18 protein-coding genes are annotated in these 22,640 nt (G+C 70.9%); 8 read left to right on the forward strand and 10 right to left on the reverse strand.

Going from position 1 to position 22,640, the window contains the following annotated elements; all coding sequences use genetic code 11:
- Positions 1 to 21: 21 nt before the first annotated feature.
- A complete protein-coding gene (locus tag ABZX75_RS07435) occupies positions 22 to 1,767 on the forward strand; it encodes a GAF domain-containing protein (RefSeq protein WP_355408827.1) in 1,746 nt (581 codons plus the stop codon).
- An 18-nt stretch (positions 1,768 to 1,785) separates the two neighbouring features.
- Here ABZX75_RS07435 and ABZX75_RS07440 read toward each other — a convergent pair whose 3' ends face one another.
- Entirely contained in the window at positions 1,786 to 2,673 is an 888-nt protein-coding gene (locus ABZX75_RS07440; RefSeq protein ID WP_355408829.1) for a Cof-type HAD-IIB family hydrolase, read from the reverse strand.
- A 109-nt stretch (positions 2,674 to 2,782) separates the two neighbouring features.
- On the opposite strand from ABZX75_RS07440, the gene ABZX75_RS07445 reads away from it, so the two are divergent.
- Positions 2,783 to 3,688 (forward strand): LLM class flavin-dependent oxidoreductase, encoded by a 906-nt coding sequence (locus ABZX75_RS07445; protein ID WP_355408831.1) that lies wholly within the window; start codon positions 2,783 to 2,785, stop codon positions 3,686 to 3,688.
- 55 nt (positions 3,689 to 3,743) lie between these two features.
- On the opposite strand, the gene ABZX75_RS07450 is transcribed toward ABZX75_RS07445, so the two are convergent.
- From ABZX75_RS07450 to ABZX75_RS07460, 3 genes are all read right to left on the reverse strand, one after another.
- The gene (locus tag ABZX75_RS07450) at positions 3,744 to 6,758 is read right to left on the reverse strand and encodes a tetratricopeptide repeat protein (protein WP_355408833.1); all 3,015 of its coding nucleotides are present in this window, start codon (positions 6,756 to 6,758) and stop codon (positions 3,744 to 3,746) included.
- Positions 6,755 to 8,671: an HSP90 family protein gene (locus tag ABZX75_RS07455; protein WP_355408835.1), complete on the reverse strand. Its 1,917-nt coding sequence runs from the start codon at positions 8,669 to 8,671 to the stop codon at positions 6,755 to 6,757. The genes ABZX75_RS07450 and ABZX75_RS07455 overlap by 4 nt, the downstream gene beginning before the upstream one ends.
- A 138-nt stretch (positions 8,672 to 8,809) precedes the next feature.
- A complete protein-coding gene (locus ABZX75_RS07460; protein ID WP_355408837.1) occupies positions 8,810 to 9,349 on the reverse strand; it encodes an RNA 2'-phosphotransferase in 540 nt (179 codons plus the stop codon).
- Between the two features lie 134 nt (positions 9,350 to 9,483).
- Here ABZX75_RS07460 and ABZX75_RS07465 point away from each other — a divergent pair, with 134 nt between their 5' ends.
- Positions 9,484 to 10,260, forward strand: a complete 777-nt coding sequence (locus tag ABZX75_RS07465; protein ID WP_355408839.1) for an aquaporin — start codon at positions 9,484 to 9,486, stop codon at positions 10,258 to 10,260.
- Between the two features lie 274 nt (positions 10,261 to 10,534).
- Here ABZX75_RS07465 and ABZX75_RS07470 read toward each other — a convergent pair whose 3' ends face one another.
- From ABZX75_RS07470 to ABZX75_RS07485, 4 genes are read right to left on the reverse strand one after another with little or no spacing between them, the layout of a single operon-like run.
- On the reverse strand, positions 10,535 to 11,452 hold the full coding sequence (locus tag ABZX75_RS07470) for a MerR family transcriptional regulator (RefSeq protein ID WP_355408841.1): 918 nt from the start codon (positions 11,450 to 11,452) through the stop codon (positions 10,535 to 10,537).
- A gap of 10 nt (positions 11,453 to 11,462) precedes the next feature.
- Positions 11,463 to 12,362 carry a metal-dependent hydrolase gene (locus ABZX75_RS07475; protein WP_355408843.1) on the reverse strand — a complete coding sequence of 300 codons (900 nt, stop codon included), beginning with the start codon at positions 12,360 to 12,362 and terminating at the stop codon, positions 11,463 to 11,465.
- A gap of 32 nt (positions 12,363 to 12,394) precedes the next feature.
- Positions 12,395 to 14,206: an SDR family oxidoreductase gene (locus tag ABZX75_RS07480; RefSeq protein ID WP_355409091.1), complete on the reverse strand. Its 1,812-nt coding sequence runs from the start codon at positions 14,204 to 14,206 to the stop codon at positions 12,395 to 12,397.
- Between the two features lie 5 nt (positions 14,207 to 14,211).
- Positions 14,212 to 15,081, reverse strand: a complete 870-nt coding sequence (locus tag ABZX75_RS07485) for a M24 family metallopeptidase (RefSeq protein WP_355408845.1) — start codon at positions 15,079 to 15,081, stop codon at positions 14,212 to 14,214.
- Between the two features lie 236 nt (positions 15,082 to 15,317).
- Between ABZX75_RS07485 and ABZX75_RS07490 the strand changes: the two genes are divergently transcribed.
- The 5 genes from ABZX75_RS07490 (at position 15,318) to ABZX75_RS07510 (ending at position 19,595) form a co-directional block, all read left to right on the forward strand.
- On the forward strand, positions 15,318 to 16,298 hold the full coding sequence (locus ABZX75_RS07490) for an ABC transporter ATP-binding protein (RefSeq protein ID WP_355408847.1): 981 nt from the start codon (positions 15,318 to 15,320) through the stop codon (positions 16,296 to 16,298).
- Positions 16,288 to 17,175: an ABC transporter permease subunit gene (locus ABZX75_RS07495; protein WP_355408848.1), complete on the forward strand. Its 888-nt coding sequence runs from the start codon at positions 16,288 to 16,290 to the stop codon at positions 17,173 to 17,175. Before ABZX75_RS07490 ends, ABZX75_RS07495 begins: the two co-directional genes overlap by 11 nt.
- Complete coding sequence (locus ABZX75_RS07500; RefSeq protein WP_355408850.1) at positions 17,172 to 18,083, forward strand: ABC transporter ATP-binding protein; 912 nt, start codon at positions 17,172 to 17,174, stop codon at positions 18,081 to 18,083. The genes ABZX75_RS07495 and ABZX75_RS07500 overlap by 4 nt, the downstream gene beginning before the upstream one ends.
- A gap of 16 nt (positions 18,084 to 18,099) precedes the next feature.
- Complete coding sequence (locus ABZX75_RS07505; protein ID WP_355408851.1) at positions 18,100 to 18,819, forward strand: ABC transporter permease; 720 nt, start codon at positions 18,100 to 18,102, stop codon at positions 18,817 to 18,819.
- Positions 18,820 to 18,926: 107 nt separating this feature from the next.
- Positions 18,927 to 19,595 (forward strand): rhomboid-like protein, encoded by a 669-nt coding sequence (locus ABZX75_RS07510; protein ID WP_355408853.1) that lies wholly within the window; start codon positions 18,927 to 18,929, stop codon positions 19,593 to 19,595.
- Positions 19,596 to 20,065: 470 nt separating this feature from the next.
- Here the strand turns inward: ABZX75_RS07510 and ABZX75_RS07515 are convergent, their stop codons facing one another.
- Entirely contained in the window at positions 20,066 to 20,878 is an 813-nt protein-coding gene (locus ABZX75_RS07515) for an HAD family hydrolase (protein WP_355408855.1), read from the reverse strand.
- Positions 20,875 to 22,152 (reverse strand): serine--tRNA ligase, encoded by a 1,278-nt coding sequence (gene serS, locus ABZX75_RS07520; RefSeq protein WP_355408857.1) that lies wholly within the window; start codon positions 22,150 to 22,152, stop codon positions 20,875 to 20,877. The genes ABZX75_RS07515 and serS overlap by 4 nt, the downstream gene beginning before the upstream one ends.
- Positions 22,153 to 22,640: the final 488 nt, after the last annotated feature.

Raw genomic sequence — 22,640 nt, forward strand, 5'->3', positions numbered from 1 at the left:
GGACTAACTACTCTCAAGGGCATGTCAGTGCAGCCGTCGCACGAGTCGCAGGAATCGCCGGATCCGTCAGCGGGATCGCCGGATCCGCTGGAGGCAGCAACCCAGGCCACCAGGAGTCTGCAGGGCCTGTCCACGGAGCTGACGGCCCGGGTACCGCAACTGCTGGAGGCCATGAGGTCGGTCGGCACCGGGCTTGAGCTGCACTCCACCCTGGACCGCATCTGCGAGACCGCGGCCGAGCTCGCGGACGCCCGCTACGCGGCCATCGGCGTCGTCGACACGGAGGGCCGCGGACTCTCGGACTTCGTCACCTTCGGCATCAGCTCCGAGACCGCCCGGGAGATCGGGCACCGACCGGACGGGAAGCGGGGCCTGCTCGGCGCCCTGATCCGCCATCCGGACACCGTCCACCTCGCCGATCTGACGCAAGACCCGCGCTCGGCCGGTTTCCCGGCGCACCACCCGCCCATGAAGACCTTCCTCGGTGTCCCCATCCGAGTACAGGGGGAGATCTTCGGCAATCTGTACCTTGCCGAGAAGCACGGCGGCGGCGAGTTCAGCGACTACGACGTCCATATGGTCCGGGTGCTGGCCACCGAGGCGGGCATCGCTATCGGTAACGCCCGGCTCTACGAGGCCGCCACCCAGCGCGAACGCTGGATCGACGGCTCGGTGGCCGTCACCACCGCCCTGCTGTCCGGCGGGGATGCGGAAGACGCCCTCGCGGTGGTGGCCGAACAGGCCCGCCACCTGGCCGATTCCTCCGCGGGGATCGTGATGCTGCCGACCGAGGAGGGCGGGATGGAGATCGTCGCCGTCTCCGCCGAGAATCCGGCCACCTCGCTGGGCGAGGTCATCCCGGCCGAGAGTCCGGTGGTGGACCACCTGCTGCGCGGCGAGCCCGTCTTCGTGGACGACGCCGCGTCCGATCCGCGCATGATCAGCCGCCTGACCAGCCAATACGGGCCTTGCATGATGCTGCCGCTGCACAGCGGCGGGCGGGTCCTGGGCGCGCTGGTCACACCCCGGGCGCGCGGCAAGCGCCCGTTCAGCGAGGCCGAGCGGACTCTGGCGACGCAGTTCGCCTCCCAGGCCGCGCTCGCCCTGATGATGGCCGAGGCACAGCGCGACCGGGAACGGCTCGCCGTGTTCGAAGACCGCGACCGTATCGCCCGAGATCTCCATGACCTGGTCATTCAACGGCTGTTCGCCACCGGCATGATGCTGGAGGGCGCCCAGCGCCGGTCCGTCGTCCCCGAGGTCCGTGACGGGGTCGGCAAGGCCGTGGACGAGCTGGACGTGACCATCCAGGAGATCCGGACCGCGATCTTCGCCCTCCAGCAAGGCCCGGCAGAGGCCCCGTCGGGTCTGCGCACCCGGGTGCTGCGGGAGATCAACATGGCCGCCGTACCCCTGGGCTTCAAGCCCGCGCACCGCTTCCTCGGCCCGGTCGACGCGGTCGTCGGTGAGCTGGTGGGCAAGAACCTGATCGCCGCGCTGCGCGAGGCACTGTCGAATGCCTTCCGGCACGCGGAGGCGTCCCGGATCGAAGTCGTGGTGGATTCCACCGTCACGCTGGCCGACGGGCGGCCCGGGGTACGGCTGGAGGTCGCCGATGACGGCGTCGGCATCCCGGAGGGCGGACGACGCAGCGGGCTGCGGAATCTGCGACGGCGGGCGGAGTCGCTGGGCGGCGCGAGCTCATACGGCCCGGGCATCGGCGACGGCGGCGGCGGGACCACCCTGGTGTGGGAGGCCCCGCTCTAGCCGGCGTCTGTACGTGCTCTACGCCTGCTGTTGGGCGATGCGCTCGGCCAGGATGCGCTCGATGATCGCGGCGACCCCGTCCTCGTTGTTGGCAGTCGTACGGCCGGACGCGGCCGCGATCACGTCCGGGTGGGCGTTGCCCATCGCGTACGAGGTCCCCGCCCAGCGGAGCATCTCCACGTCGTTGGGCATGTCTCCGAAGGCGACGACCTCGGCGGGGGAGATGCCGCGCTCGGCGCAGCACAGAGCCAGGGTGCTCGCCTTCGAGACGCCGGGGCCGCTGATCTCCAGCAAGGAGGTCGGGCTGGAGCGGGTGATCGACGCGTAGTGACCCGCGGCCGTGCGGGCCAGCGTCAAAAACTCGTCCGGGGCGATTTCGGCGTGGTGCGCGAGCAGCTTGAGCACGGGCGCGGCGCTGTGGTCCGTGTCCTCGTAGAGCAGCTTCTCGGCGGTGGCCACGGTGGCGCCCGAGTCCTGGAAGAACGGCGGGTATGTCGGCTCGTAGTTGATGCCGGTGGTCAGCTCGACCGCGAAGGAGGTGCCCGGCGCGGCGGTCCGCAGCGTGTCCACGACGGCGAGCGCGGCAGCCCGCGGGAGCGCCCTGACCTGCACGAACTCACGCCCGGCATGGAGGTCGACCACCGCCGCGCCGTTCGCGCAGATCGCCAGGCCGTGACGGTGGACGTGTTCGCTGACCACGTCCATCCAGCGTGCCGGGCGGCCGGTGACGAAGAAGACCTCGATCCCGGCCTCCTCAGCGGCGGCGAGGGCGGCGATGGTGCGGAGCGAGACGGATTTGTCGTCGCGCAGCAAGGTGCCGTCGAGGTCGGTGGCGATGAGCCGGGGAGTGGGGGTTGGCCCGTCCGGGCGCTGGGGAGCCGAGGTCACGGCTCCATCTTCGCCCATGGGCCATCGACGGATGGACCACGGGCCGCCCGGCGGGGCGCAGTGGTCGATGTTTCACGTGAAACATGAGCTTGCGGTCCGCGCCGCGCGCCGCCGTAGGCTCGAGCCCATGAGTCTTCGTCTGAGCACGGTGATCCTCCCGGTACGTCGGTGGCACGAAGGAGGCCGCGACCAATGGCTGCGTGCCGAGCGGCTCGGGTTCCACACCGCCTACACCTACGACCACCTGTCCTGGCGGACGTTCCGTGACGGACCGTGGTTCGGCGCGGTGCCCACCCTGACCGCAGCGGCGGCCGCCACCGAGCGGCTGCGCCTCGGCACCCTCGTCACCTCACCGAACTTCCGCCACCCGGTGACTCTCGCCAAGGACCTCATCAGCCTGGACGACATCTCCGGCGGGCGCATCACGCTCGGCATCGGAGCGGGCGGCAACGGCTTCGACGCGACCGCTCTGGGCCAGGAACCCTGGACTCCTCGCGAGCGCGCCGACCGCTTCGCCGAGTTCGTGCCGCTGCTGGACCGGCTGCTGACCGAGGGGGCGGTGAGCCAGGACGGCGTCTTCTACGCTGCCGAGGAGGCCCGCAACATCCCCGGCTGCGTGCAGCGGCCGCGACTGCCCTTCGGGGTCGCGGCGACCGGGCCACGTGGTCTGAAGCTCGCCGCCCGGCACGGTCAGGCGTGGGTGACCGCCGGCGATCCGAAGATCTTCGAGCACGGGACCCCCCAGCAGTCGCTGGAAGCTCTGCGCGGGCAGCTCGGAGGCCTCGAGAAGGCCTGCGCGGAGATCGGCCGGGAGTCCGGGCCCATGGAGAAGGTCCTGCTGACCGGCTTCACGCCCGAGCGCAACACCCTGCTGGAGTCCGTGGACGCGTTCGTGGACTTCGCAGGCCGCCACCGCGAGCTGGGTTTCACGGAGCTGGTGATCCACGCGCCGATCCCGGACTCGGACTGGGCGGCCGACGAGGCTGTGTTCGAGAAGATCGCCACCGAGGCATTGGCCCAGCTGGGCGCGTGATCCGTCCGTCCGTCGGCGGCGCCCCCGGGGAGCGCCGCCGACGGACGGCGGGGGATCAGGCCTTCAACCGCGTGACGAGGCGTTCCGCGGCGGGCAGGAGCCAGTCCGGAGCCTCACCCTCGGGCAGCGCCTGGAACTCGTCGATCAGCGCCGAGATGCGCACGACGCCCGCTTCCGCGCGGCCTCGCTCCTGGTCCGTCCACGCGGCGTTGTTCAGGCACTGGAACCGGTCCTGCAGATGGTCCGGGCCGAGCTCCGCGTAGACGCCGGCCGCCCGGTCCCACAACTCGATCTCCTCCAGGCGCAGCGCCTCGACCTGCGCATCGCTCAGCGGTTCCGCCGGGCCCGAGCCGTCGCCGCCCTCACCGCCGGCCTCGCCTCCGTCCTCCTCGCAGGCCTGCCCGTGCGCGCTGACGCGCCGGTCGAGCACCTGCGCCAGCTGGTGCCAGGTCTGGGCCAGTTCCGACCGCAGCCCATCGGCGTGGGGGTCCGGAGTCAGGGCTGCCTCCAGCACCTCGACGGCCTCCTCCATCCGGCCACGTGCCGCGGACACCGTAGCGTCGGTGGCCTCCTCGCGCAGCGCCAGCCAGGCCAGCGAGCGCAGCGCCCGCACCTCCGCGACCGGCGCGTCCCCGGTCAGCCGGTGCAGTTCGAGAGCTCGCTCATAGGCGGCTTCCGCCTCCACCTCCAGCCCGGCGTCGAACAGGCTGTCGGCGGCCGACTGCGCGAGGGCCGCCTGCGGGCGCGGATCCTCCCAGCCCTTGGCCGCTTCCGCCGCCAGCAGGTACTGCTCCGCAGCGGGCCGCGGCTCCCTCACATCGCGCAGCAGATCGCCCAGGAACTGCCGAGCGGACACGGCCTGCCCCTCGCCGTGCTCCAGCAGATCCGGCAGCGCCGACTGCAGCACCTCCGCCGCGTCGGCGCTGCGCCCGTCCCGCGCGTACGCCCGGGCCAGCACCAGCCGGGCCTGCGCCCCCCCGTCGGCGGTGAGGCCGGCCCGGTCGAACCAGTGGGCCGCGGCCAGTGCGTGCTCGGCCGCCTCCCCCGCCGTGTCCCGCCGGCGCAACAGGATGTCCGCGAGGGTGAGCCGTACGACGCCCTGCGTCTCGGCGTCGGTCACCTCGGCGGCATGCTCCAGCCCGGAGCGCGCCGCCTCCCGCGCCTCCTCGGGCCGGCCCATCGACATCAGCACCCCCGCCTGGAGGACGAGCGGATCCACCGCCTGCCAGGGCCGGCCGGCCCTGATCGCCCGATCGGCAGCCGTGGCCAGCAGCGGCACGGCCCGCTCCGGGTCGCCCTGCGACAAGGCCAGCCGGCCCAGCATCTCTTCGGCCTCGGCCACCAGATCGGCGCAGGCGTCCTCGTACGCGGTGATGAAGGCGGTCAGCTCGGCCGCGAGCTCACCGTGACCATGCGCCCGTCCGTGCTCGTGCCCGTGCTCGCGCCCGTGCTCGCCACCGTCCTCGTGATGCGTCTCGACGGAGCGCAGGTACGACTCCACCCGGATCGCCGACAGTTCCGCGAGGGCGATCCGGCGGGGCCGCAGCGGCTCGGCCGGATCCAGCGCCTCGGCGGCCCGCAGGGCCACGGCCAACAGTTCCCGGATCTGCGCGGGCGCGGCCCCGGACTGCGCGGCCGTGCTCGCCAGCCGCAGCTCCGCCAGCGCCGCCCGCTCCCACTGCCCGAGCGCCCGGTAGCCGTCCCGCACCGCGGTCAGCAGCTCCGGCGCCTCCGGTGCCCCGAGCCGCGCCGCGGCCAGCGCGCCGTGGTCCGCCAGGTCGGCCACGACCAGCGGGTCGGGCTCGGGCTGCGCGTCCACACGTACGGCCACTTCGGCCCACAGCGCCTCGGCCCCGGGATGACCCCGGTCGCGTGCCTGGCGGGCCCGTTCCACCAGCTCGGTGAACCCGCTCGCCGACACCGCCACAGCGGGCACGACGGGGGCGGACCGCGGCAGCGCCGCACTGCGCACGCCCAGCGGCAGTACGCCGACCAGCGGCTCCTGCCCGATGCGCGCGAGGAACCGGTCCGAGACCCGGGTGGTGCCGTTGCGCGCGTCGAACCGCCGGGCTATGTCGAGGGCGCCCGCGCGCAGGACCTCGTACAGCTCGCGGACGGTGCGGGAGGAGCCTTCGTAGGGGACCGTCATGCTCTCGCCGTGGCCCAGCTCCTCCAGCCTGCGCAGCAGTACGAGGATGCCGCCGTGGAAGGAACTCTGGGTGGCGGCGTTGCCGAGCGGGCCCACATGAGCGGCGTGCTCGGCGAGGATCTCCAAGCCCCGGGACTCGTTGCCCGTGAGCGCGCAGAACTCGATGTGCCTGCCCACCGCCTTCAGCAGGCTCTCCTTGCCGCGGGCCAGACGGTAGCCGCGCAGGTGGTTCGAGCGGGCCTCCTCGACGCGGCCGAGTCGCAGCAGGGGCAGCAGCGAGGCCGCGAGGACGCGGTGCGGTTCCTCGGCGCAGCTCTCCTCTCCCGTCAGCACCGGCTTCCAGATCTCCAGGGCTCCGGCGTCATCGCCCTGCTGGACGGCGTACTGGCCCTGGCTGTTGAGTTCGCAGGCCACGCAGTCGCTCATGTCGTCGCGGTCCGCCGCGAGCCAGCGGCCGAAGGCGCGCTCGGCCCGCTCGTCGTCACCGGTCGCGTCGGCGAGCCACAGCTCGGCCTCGCGCACCGGCCGCTCGCTGTAGCCCGCGATCCGGTACCGGCGCTCCATCTCCTCCAGCCAGCCGGTGGCCGACTCCAGCGGAATCTCGGGGGAGTTGCTGATGGCTCCCGCCACCCACTTGAACTGCCAGAACAGCGCGTGCGCGTCCCATTCGGAGAAGGCGCCGGGGTCCTTGTCGTACTCCTGGAGCAGCCGGGCGAAGGGCACCAGCATCTTCGGCGACTCGGCGCTGTAAAGGTAGGAGTTGATCAGGTTGTCCAGCGCCTCGCGGAAGAGCTCCGCGTCGCCGCTCGCCTCAGCGGCGCCTGCCAGGGCTTCCGCGTGCGCGTTGCGGGCGGAGCCGTTCGGCGATCGGCGGTTCTCCGCCAGACCCCGTTCGATCGCCTCGCGCGTCATCGTCGTCACTTCTCGCCCTCCTCGGCCCCGGTGGAGTGGGTCGCCCATTCCAGGAGCCCGAGGAAGGCCCGGTTGAGCAGGGTGGAGTCGGCGGGGCGCAGCGGCCGCTGGGACATCAGCAGCGCCTGTCCGTACAGCGATTCGACGGCGGTGCCGGTCAGCGCCTCGTCGGGGAGCGTGGAGATCCGGCGGATCAGCGGGTTGTTGTGGTTCAGGACCAGGCGGGCGCGGGGCGCGGAGCCGCGCAGTGCGCCGAGGATGCCGCTCCACAGGGAGTCGGCGTTGTCCAGCGCGGCGCTCCGGTCGCGCTCCTGCCGGGCCTGTCGGTCGTCGAGGTACAGCGCGGGAACGGCCACGGGCTGGAAGGCGCGCAGCACCACATCGCAGCCCTGCGCCTCCAGGCGGGTGCGCGCGGTGGCCAGGAAGGGGGCGAGGGCGAGCTCGGCCGAGGTCGGCACCGGGTCGAGCCGTTCGGTGACGGCTCCGGCGTCCAGTTCGGTGACCTTGAGTTCCGGCCGTACGGCGGGCAGGAGAGCCAGCAGGTCCGCGTCATAGGTGTAGCCGGCGTTGATGACGCCGAGGCCGTGGGCGGCGGCGATGGGTGCGATCTGGCGGAACTCCTCGACGGTGCGCGTGAAGTGGATCTCCTGGTGGGCGGCCGTGAACTCCTCCAGGCTCATCGAACCGTCGCTGGTCTCGAAGGGCAGCCACGGCAGCATCAGGCCGAGCAGCTCGGCGTCGTGCCGGGCCAGGGATTTGACGCCGAGGTGGTGGACGCTCAGGAAGGCGGCGAGGCGCTCCGGTTCGCTTCCCGCGAGCTCGGCGAGCCAGGCGCGGACGCGGGCGCCGAGGGCCTCCCGTACGGCCGACAGCGTCTCGTCGTCGTACAGGTTCTCGCGGGAGGCGGTGGGCCGCAGGGTGTCGGTGTCGAGGACGGTGCGGACGAAGAACGCCCAGTCCGGCAGCAGATTGTCAGCCCGGTCCGTGAGCAGCATGCCCTTGAGGTGCACGCGGTGTCCGGCCCGATGGGCCGGACTCGTCGGCTCCGGCAGGACGTACGCGACTCCGCGCACTCCGGCGACCGGTAGGTCGAGGTCGATGCTGTCGAGCGGGGTGAATCCGAAGAGCTGTGTGCAGTGCCCGGCGAGCGCGACGCGGCGGGCGGCGGGGGTGGGGAAGGGACGGTCCCACACGGCGGGCCGGTCGGTGACGGGGCGCGGGGGGCCGCCCCGCCCGTCGTCGAAGGTGATGTCGTACGGCAGCAGGGAGCCGTAGTCGCGGGCCAGTTGCTCGACCTTGGCCGGGACGGTCCACTCCTCGGCGCCCGGGCGGGCTTCCAGGACGACGGTGGTGCCGGGCTCCGGGCGGGCTTCGTGGGGCAGTTCCCTGATGGTGTACGAACCGTCGTCCGTGGCGAGCCATTCGACGGGCGCGGCCCGGGGATCGCGAGCGGACCGGGTGACGACGCGGATCTGGCGGCCCACGACGAAGCAGGCCAGCAGCCCGATGCCGAACTGGCCGAGGAAGTCCTGCCGGGCGGTCTCCAGGCCGTGCTCCCCACCGCGCTTGGAACTGCGGCCGATGGTGGCGAGGAGGGAGTGGGCCTCGGCGGCGGTCAGGCCGATGCCGCTGTCCTCGATGGTGACCTGGCCACCGGATGCCGACAGCCGGATGCGGACCTCCGCCGCCGGGTCGAGGGCGTGGCGGGCGGTGACCGCGTCCACCGCGTTCTGCAGGAGCTCGCGGACGTAGACGCGCGGGCTGGAGTAGAGGTGGTGGGAGAGCAGGTCGACGAGGCCGCGCAGGTCGACCTGGAAGCTGTGGGGCGCAGGCGCGGGCGCGGCCGTGGATGAGGCTGCGGATGGGAACGCGGATGGGAACGCGGATGGGGGTGTGGACGGGGGTGGGGGTGTGGACGTCATGGGGTGTTACCTCGCGTGCTCGCATGGATGGTTCGGCGATCGCGAGGCCCCCCTCATCGATCCCGGAGTGGGCAACAGAGTAGGGGGATGTCCGACAATCCCCCTGCGAATTCCCGGCCCCCGGGGTCGGGGCAAGAGCTACGGGAAACGCAGGAACCGCGGCGGTACGGACTCCGCCAGCCACACCCCGTTGGCGCTGATCCGGAAGACGTGCCCGGCCGCCCGCATCGCCCCGGCGTCCACCGCGAGCACGACGGGACGCCCGCGCCGCGCGCCGACCCGGGTGGCGGTCTCCCGGTCGGGCGACAGGTGCACATGGTGGCGGGCCATCGGGCGCAGGCCCTCGGCGCGGATCGCCTCCAGGGCCGTGGCAACGGTGCCGTGGTAGAGGTACGCCGGCGGTTCGGCCTCCGGAAGATCCAGGTCCACGGCGACGGTGTGCCCCTGGCTGGCCCGGATCCGGGTGCCGTCGACGGCGAACCGCTGCTTGTCGTTGGTGGCGACGACGTGATCGAGCTCGGCGCGGCTGAAGGGGAAGCCGTGGGCGGCGGCCGCGTACAGCAGGTCGTCGATCTCCACCCAGCCCTGGGGGTCGAGCGCCAGTCCGATTCTTTCCGGCTGATGCCGCAGGTGTTTCGAGACGTATTTGGAGACCTTCACGGTGCGTCTGTCGTCCATGGTCCCAGGCTGCCCGGTCGGCTGGCCTCCCGGCACCGGAATTTCGGCCCGCGGCCGAGGGGTGGACCCCTCTACCGCCCTTCCAAGATACGGAATACATTTTCCGCTGCCACTTCCGTTCAGGGGGAGAAACCATGACAGCCCATACTTCTCTGCCACGCCGCGCGACCGCCGAGTTCATCGGTACCGCAGGTCTGCTCATCGTCGTGATCGGCTCCGGAATCCAGGCCGCCGCAATCAGCCGCGACACCGGTGTCGCGCTGATCGCCAACTCGGCCGCCACCGCCATCGGCCTGGGTCTGATCATCACCCTGTTCGGGCCGCTGTCCGGTGCCCACCTCAACCCGGTGGTGACCCTGACCTCCTGGTGGGCCCGGCGCACCGGTGGCGCCGGGCTCGGCGGCCGGGAGGCCATCGTCTACACCGCGGCCCAGATGGCCGGAGCCGTCGGGGGCGCCCTCCTCGCCGAAGTCATGTTCGGCCGCACGCCCGGAACCTTCGCCACCCAGGTTCGCGACGGGGGTCACCTGCTCGTCGGAGAGGTAGTGGCGACCGCCGGACTCGTGCTCGTCATCCAGGGCCTCGAACGCATCGGCCGTCCGAAGCTCATCCCGGCCGCGGTCGCCGCGTACATCGCCGCCGCCATCTGGTTCACCTCGTCCGGTTCCTTCGCCAACCCGGCCGGCACCGTCGGCCGCAGCTTCAGCGACTCCTTCACCGGCATCGCCCCGCAGTCGCTGCCCGGATTCGTCGCCGCCCAGCTGGTCGGCGGGTTCCTCGGCCTCGCTCTCGCCGCCCTCCTGTACGGGCGCACCCGCGCCGTGCGCACCGCCCCCGTGGAGGTCGTCTCCGACACCGGGCCGGTGGCCGAAAGCACCCTCACCAAGGAGGCGTACGAGACCATCGGCTGAGACAACGCCTGCGTTGCCCACAGGGACGGGGGACTTGTCCACAGCCGTTTGGGTGGGTTTTGGCGGCAAACGCGTGATCCGACCTGTGGACTACCGCCCGCACACCGAGGAGATCCCACCCGACGAGATTACGCCGGGGACATCCCCCGGGAAGATCGAGCGGAGGGGTGATGGGAGGGGCCGGGTGGAGGGGGCGAGCGAGGGGATCGGGTGCGGATCGGGCGCGCGGTTCGAGCGGGGGAGCTCGAACCAAGGCGATCGCCACCGGTCCGGCCTACCGGTCGTCGCCCCGGCGTGCCAGCTCGTTCATCGTCCGGGCCTGGAGTTCCCGCTCCGTCGCAGCCCGGACGAACTCCGCCACATGGTCCGCGCCCACCAGGTCCTGCACCGCCCGCACCGTCGCGGGCGGCAGCGCCACCGGCGTCGGCCCCGACAGCTGCGGCGCCCCGGCCGCCCCCAGATGCCGCTGGAGATGCCGGGTCGCGAACAGCCGCATCGCCCGCGCCAGCTCCGCGTCCACCGTCTGCTGGGCCAGTGGCCGCAGCCGCCGCACCATCGTCGCCGCCTCCGCCGCGTCCGCGTCCGTGGGCGGCACGTGCCCCAGGTAGCGCGCGAAGACATGCTCGGTGGTGAACTCCAGGAACCGGGAGGCGATGTGCTCGACCTGCCCGCGCAGCTCCCGTAGATGCCCGGTGATCGCCGAAAGCGGTACCCCGGCCGCGTGGAGCTCGGCTGCCACCGCGAGCTCCTGCGGCGAGGGCACCAGGAACTCGTCCGGGCGCCCCGGGATCCGTTCCAGCACTCCGAGCTCGCACGCCTCTTCCACCGCGTCGTCGTCGGGCCTGCCGCCGAACCGTTCGTCCAGCTCCGCCCGGCTGATCCGGGCCGCCTCCTCATCGGTCCACGGCCCGTGCACCTCCGCGACCAGCCCCAGAACGCCGCCCAGCCCCCGCCCCGCGTCCCAGGCCTCCAGCAGTTCCTTGATGGAGGCCAGGGTGTAGCCGCGGTCCAGCAGGTCCGCGATCTGGCGCATCCGCGCCAGGTGCGTGTCCCGGTAGACGTTGGAGCGGCCCCTACGCTCCGGCTTCGGCAGCAGACCGCGGTCCTGGTACGCCCGGATCGTGCGCACCGTCGCGCCGCTGTGGTGCGCCAGATCCTCGATCCGGTACTCGGCTATCGCCTGATCGGACAATCCCGGCTCCCTACGACATCGCGGCTCGGCCGACCGCGCCCGCCGCGGTCCGGGCGGCAGGTGAAGCCGCAAGGTACTCGACCGCCCTGCGCAGTGAGCCCTCCTGCGAGGGATGGTACGACTGCCGGAAGTAGCGGGGTATGGCCATGCCGAGCTCTCTCCACGTGGGCAGCAGCCCCTTGGCCACGGCCTGGTTGTGGCCGCGGAGCGAATAGCGCAGCCGGCCGCCCAGTTCGGGGTCGTTGCGCATGAGGTACGAGGCGCCCCACACCCACAGCCAGGCGAGCACCGGGGCGACCACGACCATGCCCTCGATCCGCCGCGCGTAGCGGGGCAGGCCGGCTCCCCCGCAGTGCTGGTACATGTCGAAGGCGACGGAGCGGTGTTCCACTTCCTCCGCGCCGTGCCAGCGCAGCAGATCCAGCATGATCTCGTCCGCACCGGCCCGGTCGAGTCCCTCGGCGCGCAGCACCCAGTCCCCGAGGACCGCTGTGAACTGCTCGATCGCGGCGACCAGCGCGAGCCGGAAGCGCAGCCACTCCCGCGCGGTGACGGGCGCCCCGAACGGCGGGGTCTCCCCGAGCAGCTTCTCGAAGAGGAAGTCCACGTGCTTCGTGTAGGCCTCCGTCGGCAGGCGCTGTTCGGCGAGGTGGTCCAGGACGGAGGAGTGCTGCACGCTGTGCGTGGCCTCCTGGCCCATGAACCCCTTCACGTCCTTGCGCAGTTGGGGATCGGTGACCAGGGGAAGGCCTTCCTTGAAGACCTTCACGAACCACCGTTCCCCGGCGGGCAGCAGCAGATGCAGCACGTTGATCACGTGGGTGGCGGTGGGCTCGCCCGGTATCCAGTGCAACGGGGTGGTGTTCCAGTCGAAGGCCACCCGGCGCGGACTGATGGGGTACGGGTCCACGCGCCGGCTCCCGCCCGCGTCCGCGGCCCGGCTCACAGCCGGGGCTCCAGCTTCGCGAGCGCCCGCAGGGTGCGCGGGGCGAAGCGGGACATCCACCGAGCGCCCTTGGACTCCGGTGTCACCGGTACCACGGCCTCATTGCGCACCACGGCCCGCAGGATCGCGTCGGCGACCTTCTCCGGCGGGAAGTTGCGCAGCCCGTACAGCCGGGAGGAGCTCTCCTGGCGGCGCTTCTCCTCGGCCGCGTCCACCCCGGTGAAGCGGGAGGTAGCGGTGATATTCGTGTTGACGATGCCGGGGCAGATCGCGGAGACGCCGATCGACTGGGACGCCAGTTCCGCGCGCAGGCACTCCGACAGCATCAGCACCGCGGCCTTCGAAGTGCTGTAGGCGGGCAGGGTCTTGGTCGGGAGATAAGCGGCGGCGGAGGCGGTGTTGACGATGTGGCCGCCCTGGCCGCGCTCGGCCATCTGCTTGCCGAAGATCCGGCAGCCGTGGATGACACCCCACAGATTGACGTCGAGGACCTTCTTCCAGTCCTCGGCGGTGGTGTCCAGGAAGGCCCCGGAGAGGCCGATCCCGGCATTGTTGACCAGGACGTCCACGATTCCGTACTCGGCGGCGACCTTGGCCGCGAGCTTCTCCATCGCCTGCTCGTCGCTGACGTCGACGTGTTCGCCCCAGGCGTCGGCGGCGCCGATGAGGCGGGCCATGTCGGCCGTACGCGCCGCGCCCTCGGCGTCCCGGTCCACGGCCACCACCCGGGCTCCGGCCTCGGCGAACGCGAAGGCGGTGGCCCGGCCGATGCCGCTGGCCGCGCCGGTGATCAGGACGAGCTGGCCGCCGAACCGGTCGGCGTACTTGCCCGGCGCCTTATGCTCCGGTGCCCGTGTGGCCGGTTCCTCCCGGGAGAGGACGAACTCGGTGATCCAGGCGGCCAGCTGGTCGGGCCGGGTCCGCGGCACCCAGTGCTTGGCGGCCAGGGTGCGCCGCAGCAGGTCCGGGGCCCAGTGCTCCAGGTCGTCGTAGAGCCGCTCGGAGAGGAAGGCGTCCCCGGTCGGGGTGATCAGCTGCACCGGTACGTGGGCGTACGCGTCGGCGCGCGGCCGGCGCAGGCGGGGCCGCACGTTGTCGCGGTAGAGCCACGCACCACGGGCGGCGTCCGAGGGCAGCGACGCCGTCGGGTAGGAGCCGGCCGGGACCTTTTCGAGGCGCTGGAGGATCCCGGGCCACCGCTTGCCGAGCGGGCCGCGCCAGGCGAGCTCCGGCAGAACGGGCGTGTGCAGCATGTAGACGTACCAGGACTTGGCCCCCTGGCTCAGCAGCTGCGCCGCCCGCCGCGGGGTCGGCCGCGCCATCCGCTTTTTGATCCAGTGCCCGAAGTGGTCGAGGGAGGGTCCCGACATCGAGGTGAAGGAGGCGATCCTGCCCTCCGTGCGGGCGACGGTCGCGAACTCCCAGCCCTGTACGGAACCCCAGTCGTGGCCCACCAGGTGCACCGGCCGGTCCGGGCTGACCGCGTCCGCCACCGCCAGGAAGTCGTCCGTCAGCTTCTCCAGGGTGAAGCCGCCGCGCAGCGGTCGCGGCGCCGTCGAGCGCCCGTGGCCGCGTACGTCGTACAGCACCACGTGGAAGCGCTCGGCCAGCCGCTCCGCGACCTCCGACCAGACCTCCTTGCTGTCAGGATAGCCGTGCACCAGCAGCACGGTCGGCCGGTCCGCGTCGCCGAGTTCCGCGACGCACAGTTCCACCCCGCCCGTGCTCACCCAGCGTTCTCGCGCCCCCGCCGGTCCCGCCACCCCGGCTCCGGCTCCGGATCCAGCCTCTGCGCCTGCTCCGCTCATGCCGCTCATGCCGCTTTCTCCTCAGCCCAGCGCCGCACGTGCGGCAGATCGTCGTCCAGCCAGAACGCGCTCTCCACCGGGTCCCGGGAGTCGGTGACGACCAGGATCTCCTCGAACTTCGCGCCGGTGCCCCGGAAGCCCAGGTGCGGTTCCACCGCCCACAGGCCGGGCTGGGGCGGGTGGTCGGAGAAGTGGTACGGGCTCCACAGCGGGGACCAGCCCTCACGGTGGCCGTGCAGGGCGTCACTGGCGAGCCCCTTCAGGGACTGGGTGCCGAATCCGAACGCCGTCGGCGACCAGCGCCGCTCCTTGACCCGGCCGATCTTGTGCGCGATCACGCCGAACGGGTAGGCGCGGTGCCTGTTGGCATACCCCTGGCGGTTCATCAGCCGCTCGACGTTCTCGTAGATCTCACGCAGTGAGCGGCCCTCCCGCACCTGGTCCAGAATCAGCTCCCGGTGCGCCCGCAGATCGGACATGAGCCGGTCCTGCACGGGATTGAGCCCGAGGCTGCCCGAGTAACCGATGTCCGCCGCATAGCCCTTGTAGACCGGTGCCATGTCGAGGATGAACGGCATCCCCGGCTCCAGCTTCCGGTTGGTCGGGAAGAACTGCAGCGGGATCTTGAAGTTCACGAAGGCGGTGCGGTCCCCGAACCACGCGAAGGGGAGGTGGAACCAATCCCGTACGCCGCGCTCGCGCAGCCACTCGCGCTGCATGCGGGCGGCCTCGCGCTCCGTCACGCCGGGCCGCAGCTGCGCCGCGACGGCCTCCGCGCACTCGTACGAGAGGCGCTGCACCTCTCTGAATCCGCTCAGATCCCCGGAGGGTCGTCCAGACCGTCGCGCGGTGCGTTGCTTGGTGTCCCCAGCCATGCCAGCCGCCCCCAAACCTCGTCCGGGTGTCCCCGGTCCTGTGTGCCCGTTGCGCCCATACCTTGACACTGATGAATGTGACAATGACCGGAGATCACGTCAAGGCCCGTGCACGGACCTGTGGATAAAGTTGCCCGCCGTCAGCCTCCAGTACGGGTATGTACGCCGGAAGGCGGAGACGGGACCGAGCTCAAGGTCTGACGTTTCAAGACGGCCGCGCCGCTAACGTCGGAGCCGTGACTGTCATCGCGACCGAAAGCCTGTGCAAGCGGTACCCCCGAGTGACCGCCCTCGACCGGCTCTCCCTGGACATCGGGCCTGGTGTGACCGGCCTCGTAGGTGCCAATGGAGCCGGCAAGTCCACGCTGATCAAGATTCTGCTGGGACTGTCCCCCGCCACCGAGGGCAGCGCCGCCGTGCTCGGCCTCGACGTCGCCACGCATGGCAGCGCCATCCGTGAACGCGTCGGCTACATGCCCGAGCACGACTGCCTGCCACCCGACGTCTCGGCCACCGAGTTCGTCGTCCACATGGCTCGCATGTCCGGGCTCCCGCCGACCGCCGCCCGCGAGCGCACCGCCGACACCCTGCGCCACGTAGGGCTGTACGAGGAGCGCTACCGGCCCATCGGCGGCTACTCCACCGGCATGAAGCAGCGCGTCAAGCTCGCCCAGGCGCTCGTCCACGACCCCCAGCTGGTCCTGCTCGACGAGCCCACCAACGGCCTCGACCCGGTCGGCCGCGACGAGATGCTCGGTCTGATCCGCCGGGTCTACACCGACTTCGGCATCTCGGTCCTGGTCACCTCCCACCTGCTCGGCGAGCTGGAGCGGACCTGCGACCACGTCGTGGTGGTCGACGGCGGCAAGCTGCTGCGCTCCAGCTCTACCAGCGACTTCACCCAGACCACCACGACTCTCGCGGTCGAGGTCACCGACTCCGACGACCACCCGGACGGCACCGCGGCCCTGCGCAAGGCGCTCACGGAGGCGGGCCTGACCCTTCACCTGGGCGAGGAGCAGGGCCTGCCCGGAGCCGGCCACATCCTGCTCGTCGAGGCCACCGGCGACCAGACGTACGACATCGTCCGCGACACCGTCGCCGACCTGGGCATCGGCCTGGTCCGCATGGAACAGCGCCGCCACCACATCGCGGAGGTCTTCCGCGACCGCAACCAGACACCCCAGCAGAAGGGAGCCGGTTCCGATGGCGCCTGACACCTCGACCCAGATCCACAACATCGGCTACCGGTCCTACGACGGAGCCCGGCTCGGCCGCTCCTACGCCCGCACGTCGCTTTTCTCGCAGTCCCTGCGCGGCGCCTACGGACTCGGCCGCTCCGCCAAGTCCAAGGTGCTCCCGATGATCCTCTTCGCGGTGATGTGCGTCCCCGCGCTGATCATCGTCGCGGTCGCCATCGCGGTCCCCGGCTCCACCGACCTGCCGATCAAGTACACGACGTACGCCCTGACCACCCAGGTGGTCATCGGCCTCTACCTCGCCTCCCAGGCGCCCCAGTCGGTCTCCCGGGACCTGCGGTTCAAGACCGTTCCGCTCTACTTCTCGCGGCCCATCGAACGCGTCGACTACGTGGTGGCGAAGTACGCGGCCATGGCCTCGGCCCTGTTCATCCTCACCGCCACCCCGCTGCTGATCATGTGGATCGGCGCGCTGCTGGCCAAGTTCGACTTCGGTGACCAGACCAAGGGATTCGGGCAGGGACTGGTGTCGGTACTACTGCTGTCGTTGCTCTTCTCCGGCCTCGGCCTGGTCATGGCCGCGCTCACACCGCGCCGCGGATTCGGCGTCGCCGCCGTCATCGCCCTGCTGCTCATCCCCTACGGCGCGGTCTCCACCGTGCAGGCCGTCGCCCACACGACCGGAAACGCCGGCGCCATCGACTGGCTGGGCCTGTTCTCCCCCATCACCCTGATCGACGGCGTGCAGACCGCCTTCCTCGGCGCGACCTCCGCCTTCCCGGGCGGCACGGGCCCCACGGCCGGTGTAGGTGTCGTCTACCTGCTCGTCGTCCTCGGCCTCATCGCCGGCTCCTACGCCGCCCTGATGGCCCGCTACCGGAAGGCCGGGCTGTGACCATCATCGACATCGACCACACCTCCCGCTGGTTCGGGAACGTCGTCGCCGTCAACGACGTGACCATGCGCATCGGCCCCGGCGTCACCGGACTGCTGGGTCCCAACGGCGCCGGCAAGTCCACGCTCATCAACATGATGGGCGGCTTCCTCGCCCCCTCCACGGGCACCGTCACCCTCGACGGCGCGCCGATCTGGCGCAACGAGCAGGTCTACAAGCAGGTCGGCGTCGTACCCGAGCGCGAGGCCATGTACGACTTCCTCACCGGCCGGGAGTTCGTCGTCGCCAACGCCGAACTCCACGGCCTCGACGACGCGACCGCCCAGCGGGCGCTGGCCACCGTCGAGATGGAGTACGCCCAGGACCGCAAGATCTCCACGTACTCCAAGGGCATGCGCCAGCGCGTGAAGATGGCGTCCGCCCTCGTCCACGACCCTTCCGTGCTGCTCCTGGACGAGCCGTTCAACGGCATGGACCCGCGCCAGCGCATGCAGCTGATGGACCTGCTGCGGCGCATGGGCGACGAGGGACGCACCGTCCTGTTCTCCTCCCACATCCTGGAGGAGGTCGAGCAACTCGCCTCGCACATCGAGGTGGTCGTCGCCGGCCGGCACGCCGCTTCCGGCGACTTCCGCAAGATCCGCCGCCTGATGACGGACCGCCCGCACCGCTACCTCGTCCGTTCCTCCGACGACCGGGTGCTCGCCGCGGCCCTGATCGCCGACCCCTCCACCGCCGGCATCGAGGTCGACCTCAAGGAAGGCGCGCTGCGCATCCAGGCCGTCGACTTCGGCCGCTTCACCGAGCTGCTGCCGCGTGTGGCCCGGGAGCACGGCGTCAGGCTGCTGACGGTCTCGCCCTCCGACGAGTCCCTCGAGTCGGTCTTCTCCTACCTCGTCGCGGCCTGAAAGGAGCTGGCACCCGATGTACAACCCCACCGTTGCCCGGCTCACCTACCGGGCCCTGCTCGGCCGGCGCCGCGCGCTGATCCTCTTCGCGCTGCCCGCCCTGCTGATCGTCATCGCCCTCGCCGTCCGCGCCTTCGCCGGCGTGGACGACAAGGTCACCGCCGACCTCCTGGGAGGCTTCGCCCTCGCCACGATGGTCCCGCTGATCGGCGTCATCGCCGGCACCGGAGCCATCGGACCCGAGATCGACGACGGCTCGATCGTCTACCTGCTCGCCAAGCCGGTGAAGCGCCCGACGATCATCATGACCAAGCTGATCGTCGCGATCGCCGTCACCATGGCCTTCTCCGCGATCCCCACCCTGATCGCCGGCTTCATCCTCAACGGCAACGGCCAGCAGATCGCCGTCGCCTACACCGTCGCCGCACTCGTCGCGTCGATCGCCTACAGCGCGCTGTTCCTGCTGCTGGGCACCGTCAGCCGGCACGCGGTCGTCTTCGGTCTGGTCTACGCCCTGATCTGGGAGTCGCTCTTCGGCAGCCTGGTCTCCGGCGCCAAGACCCTCAGCGTCCAGCAGTGGGCCCTGTCCCTCGCCGAGAAGGTCGCCGGTGACGGGTACGTCGACGCCACCGTGGGCCTGCCCACCGCCGCGATCCTGCTCGCCGTGGTCACCGTGGGTGCCACCGTTTACGCGGGCCAGAGGCTCCGCCGCCTCACCCTGGCCGGCGAGGAGTAGACCCACCGCGGCAGCACCGCGCCACAGTCACCGCACCACTGCGAGCACCGTGCCCCGCCCGGCCCACAGGCCAGGCGGGGCACAGCTTCGCGGGTCATCATCGGTGCATGATCGAGCCCACCGAGCCCGAGCCGTCCAGGCCCCTGCGGTCCTGGATACGCTCCTCGCCCGGGACGCACCTCTGGCTGCTGATCATCGCCATCACCAGCGTCATCGTGGTGATCGCGCCCGACCGGGTCGAACACGTGCTGCTCCACCGCAACAGCAGCAACATCCATCAGCTCGTCAAACACCCGCTGCGCGCGCTGGTTAGCAGTGCCTTCTGGATCGAGAACCCGGCCTCGCTCGCCCTCTACGCCGTGCTCTTCGAGGTCTTTCACGCTCCCGTCGAACGGTGGCTCGGAACCCCGCGGTGGCTCCTGATCGTCGCGAGCGCTCATATCGTCGCCACCCTCGTCAGCCAGAAGGTCCTCCTGACGGCCATCCAGGACCACCGCGCCCCGCGCACCATGACCCACGTCGTCGACATCGGCGTCAGTTACGGGCTTGCGGCCGCCGTCGGCGTCCTCACCTACCGGCTTCCCGGCCCCTGGAGATGGCTCTACCTCGCCGGAGCCGTCGCCTTCTTCGGATTTCCCCTCGCGACCGGCGCCACCTTCACCGACCTCGGCCACGCCATCGCGCTCTCGGTCGGTCTGCTCGCCTGGCCGCTCACCCGCGGCGTTGTTTCACGTGAAACACGACCCCGCTTCCTGTTTCACGTGAAACGTGGCTAGTGCTGTGACCGGAAAGGTTTGCCGGTAAGCCCGCGGCGTCGGTCTCGTCCAGCGCTGGGGCGAAGTCGTCCCGCACTGGGTTCCCCGGCTCGGTGGCCGCCGCATCCCGCCCCTGTTCGCCGTCGTCCCCGCCGCACTCGGCGCCCTCGCCGTCACCGGCATCACCTTCTACGGCGCCGGGACCTGGAACGCTGTCATCGCGGCCAACCCCGACTCCCCCGGCGAAGGCGTCGGCTACTGGTTCTTCACCCTCTCCTACGCCCCGCTGCTCCTGCGGGGCCCGCTCCTCGCGATCGTGACCGTCGCCTACTGGCGGCGGCGCCGGATGCACGCCTGACCCGCGGAAATTCACTGGTACGTGACTTCCGCCCGGGGCAGAGTGAGCCGTGCGGGGAGCAAAAAGGTCCGGGGCGGCCACTTCGAGCGCGCCATCGGCGCGGGCCGCCCCGGACTCTCGTACGTCCTGCGCGCTACGAGGCGCCCAGCAGACGCTCCAGCACCACCGCGATGCCGTCCTCCTGGTTGGAGGTCGTCACCTCGTCGGCCACCGCCTTGAGCTCCGCATGGGCGTTGGCCATCGCCACGCCGTGTCCCGACCACCCGAACATCGGTATGTCGTTGGGCATGTCACCGAAGGCGATCGTCTCCGCCGCCTTCACCCCGAGCCGGCGTGCGGCCAGCGAGAGTCCGGTGGCCTTGCTCAGCCCCAGCGGCAGGATCTCCACCACGCCCGGACCGGCCATCACGATGTCGACCAGGCTGCCCACGGTCGCCCGGCCGACCTCGACGAGCGCGTCGTCGTCCAGCTCCGGGTGCTGGATGTACAGCTTGTTCAGCGGCGCCGTCCACACCGCGGTGGTGTCCTTCAGAAAGACGGCCGGAAGGCCCTCCTGCACCTGGTAGCCAGGCCCGATCAGGACCTCGCCGTCCACACCGTCCCGGCTGGCCGCCAGGGCCAGCGGTCCGATCTCGGCCTCCATCTTCGACAGCGCCAGACCGGCCAGCTGCCGGTCGAGCGTCACCGAGGTCAGCAGCCGGCGCGCACCCGCGTCGTAGACCTGCGCGCCCTGTCCGCACACCGCGATCCCCTTGTAGCCGAGATCGTCCAGTACGTGCCGGGTCCAGGGCACGGCCCGGCCGGTGACGATGATGTGCGCCGCGCCCGCCGCGGTGGCCGCGACGAGCGCTTCACGCGTGCGTTCCGAGACGGTGTCGTCGCCACGCAGCAGCGTGCCGTCGAGATCGGTCGCGACGAGTCGGTACGGGAACGGAGCCGGGCTCACTTGTTGATCGGCTCCAGGACCTCGCGGCCGCCGAGGTAAGGACGCAGCACCTGGGGCACCCGCACCGAACCGTCGGCCTGCTGGTGGTTCTCCAGGATCGCGACGATGGTGCGCGGTACGGCGCAGAGCGTGCCGTTCAGCGTGGACAGCGGCTGGGTCTTCTTGCCGTCGCGGTAGCGGATCGACAGGCGGCGGGCCTGGAAGCCGTCGCAGTTCGAGGCGGAGGTCAGCTCGCGGTACTTGCCCTGGGCCGGGATCCACGCCTCGCAGTCGAACTTGCGCGAGGCCGAGGCGCCGAGGTCACCGGTGGCGACGTCGATCACCTGGAAGGGCAGCTCCAGGCTGGTCAGCCACTGCTTCTCCCAGTCCAGGAGCCGCTTGTGCTCGGCCTCGGCCTCCTCCGGTGCGACGTACGAGAACATCTCGACCTTGTCGAACTGGTGGACGCGGAAGATGCCGCGGGTGTCCTTGCCGTACGTACCGGCCTCGCGGCGGAAGCACGGCGAGAAGCCGGCGTACCGCAGCGGGAGCTTGTCGGCGTCGATGATCTCGTCCATGTGGTACGCCGCGAGCGGGACCTCGGAGGTGCCGACCAGGTAGAAGTCGTCCTTCTCCAGGTGGTAGACGTTCTCCGCGGCCTGGCCGAGGAAGCCGGTGCCCTCCATCGCGCGCGGGCGGACCAGCGCCGGGGTCAGCATCGGGATGAAGCCGGCCTCGGTGGCCTGCGCGATCGCCGCGTTGACCAGGGCCAGCTCCAGCAGAGCGCCCACACCGGTCAGGTAGTAGAAGCGCGAGCCGGACACCTTGGCGCCCCGCTCGACATCGATGGCGCCCAGCGATTCGCCGAGTTCCAGGTGGTCCTTGGGTTCGAAGCCCTCGGCGGCGAAGTCGCGGATGGTGCCGTGCGTCTCCAGGACGGTGAAGTCCTCCTCGCCGCCGACCGGGACGTCCTCATGGACGATGTTGCCGAGTTGCAGCAGCAGCTGCTTGGCGGCTTCGTCGGCCTCGTTCTGCTCGGCTTCGGCGGCCTTGACGTCCTGCTTGAGCTGCTCTGCCTTCTTCAGCAGTTCGGCCCGCTCCTCCGGGGAGGCTTTCGGGATGAGCTTGCCGAGGGACTTCTGCTCATTGCGCAGTTCGTCGAAGCGCATGCCGGAAGACCTGCGGCGCTCATCGGCGGAGAGGAGTGCGTCGACGAGTTCGACGTCCTCTCCACGGGCGCGCTGCGAGGCGCGGACACGGTCAGGGTCTTCACGGAGCAGCCGAAGGTCAATCACCCCTCCAGGCTACCGGGCCGGGTTCCGGGGATCACACCGATATCACGCTGCGTGTCACTATGTCCCGATTGCGGTAAATGGATAAGTCTTCGAGATCGGACCTGGAGCTTCCTTCCGGAGGCGGTCGGTAAAAGCGGTCCCATTCCCCGAAAAGAGCCCGATCGGGGTGGCGGCAGCGGGCCTGAGCGGCAGGGCAGGGCTTCTTTGTCCACAGGAAACTCCGAGGCGGGCATCTTATCCACAGGCTGTGTGCAGGCTCTGTGGACACGGAAATAGATCATTTCCGACCGGTTGACCGCCTGAGGGATTCAGGGTTCAAACCGCCCTCACCCACTCATTCGGGTGGGAATGACTCGCCCCAAAGAGTTGATCGGTGATGCGGGGGTGACACCGTTCACCCTCCGCTCTCCAGCGCGAAACCTGGACCCAAGGCCGATTTGTCGACCTTGTCGGACGGCTCTGTCGACTTGTCCCCAGGTCTGCCTACT

This window comes from Streptomyces sp. NPDC003038 (genome assembly GCF_040611115.1).
Classification (GTDB): Bacteria; Actinomycetota; Actinomycetes; order Streptomycetales; family Streptomycetaceae; genus Streptomyces.

Bases quoted from the DNA above. Each gene is read 5' to 3' on its own strand.
- ABZX75_RS07465 (WP_355408839.1), top strand. From the start codon at position 9,484: ATGACAGCCCATACTTCTCTGCCACGCCGCGCGACCGCCGAGTTCATC.
- ABZX75_RS07460 (WP_355408837.1), bottom strand. From the start codon at position 9,349: ATGGACGACAGACGCACCGTGAAGGTCTCCAAATACGTCTCGAAACAC.
- ABZX75_RS07495 (WP_355408848.1), top strand. From the start codon at position 16,288: ATGGCGCCTGACACCTCGACCCAGATCCACAACATCGGCTACCGGTCC.
- ABZX75_RS07440 (WP_355408829.1), bottom strand. From the start codon at position 2,673: ATGGGCGAAGATGGAGCCGTGACCTCGGCTCCCCAGCGCCCGGACGGG.
- ABZX75_RS07445 (WP_355408831.1), top strand. From the start codon at position 2,783: ATGAGTCTTCGTCTGAGCACGGTGATCCTCCCGGTACGTCGGTGGCAC.
- ABZX75_RS07480 (WP_355409091.1), bottom strand. From the start codon at position 14,206: ATGAGCGGAGCAGGCGCAGAGGCTGGATCCGGAGCCGGAGCCGGGGTG.
- ABZX75_RS07510 (WP_355408853.1), top strand. From the start codon at position 18,927: ATGATCGAGCCCACCGAGCCCGAGCCGTCCAGGCCCCTGCGGTCCTGG.
- ABZX75_RS07505 (WP_355408851.1), top strand. From the start codon at position 18,100: ATGTACAACCCCACCGTTGCCCGGCTCACCTACCGGGCCCTGCTCGGC.
- ABZX75_RS07485 (WP_355408845.1), bottom strand. From the start codon at position 15,081: ATGGCTGGGGACACCAAGCAACGCACCGCGCGACGGTCTGGACGACCC.
- ABZX75_RS07455 (WP_355408835.1), bottom strand. From the start codon at position 8,671: ATGACGTCCACACCCCCACCCCCGTCCACACCCCCATCCGCGTTCCCA.
- ABZX75_RS07435 (WP_355408827.1), top strand. From the start codon at position 22: ATGTCAGTGCAGCCGTCGCACGAGTCGCAGGAATCGCCGGATCCGTCA.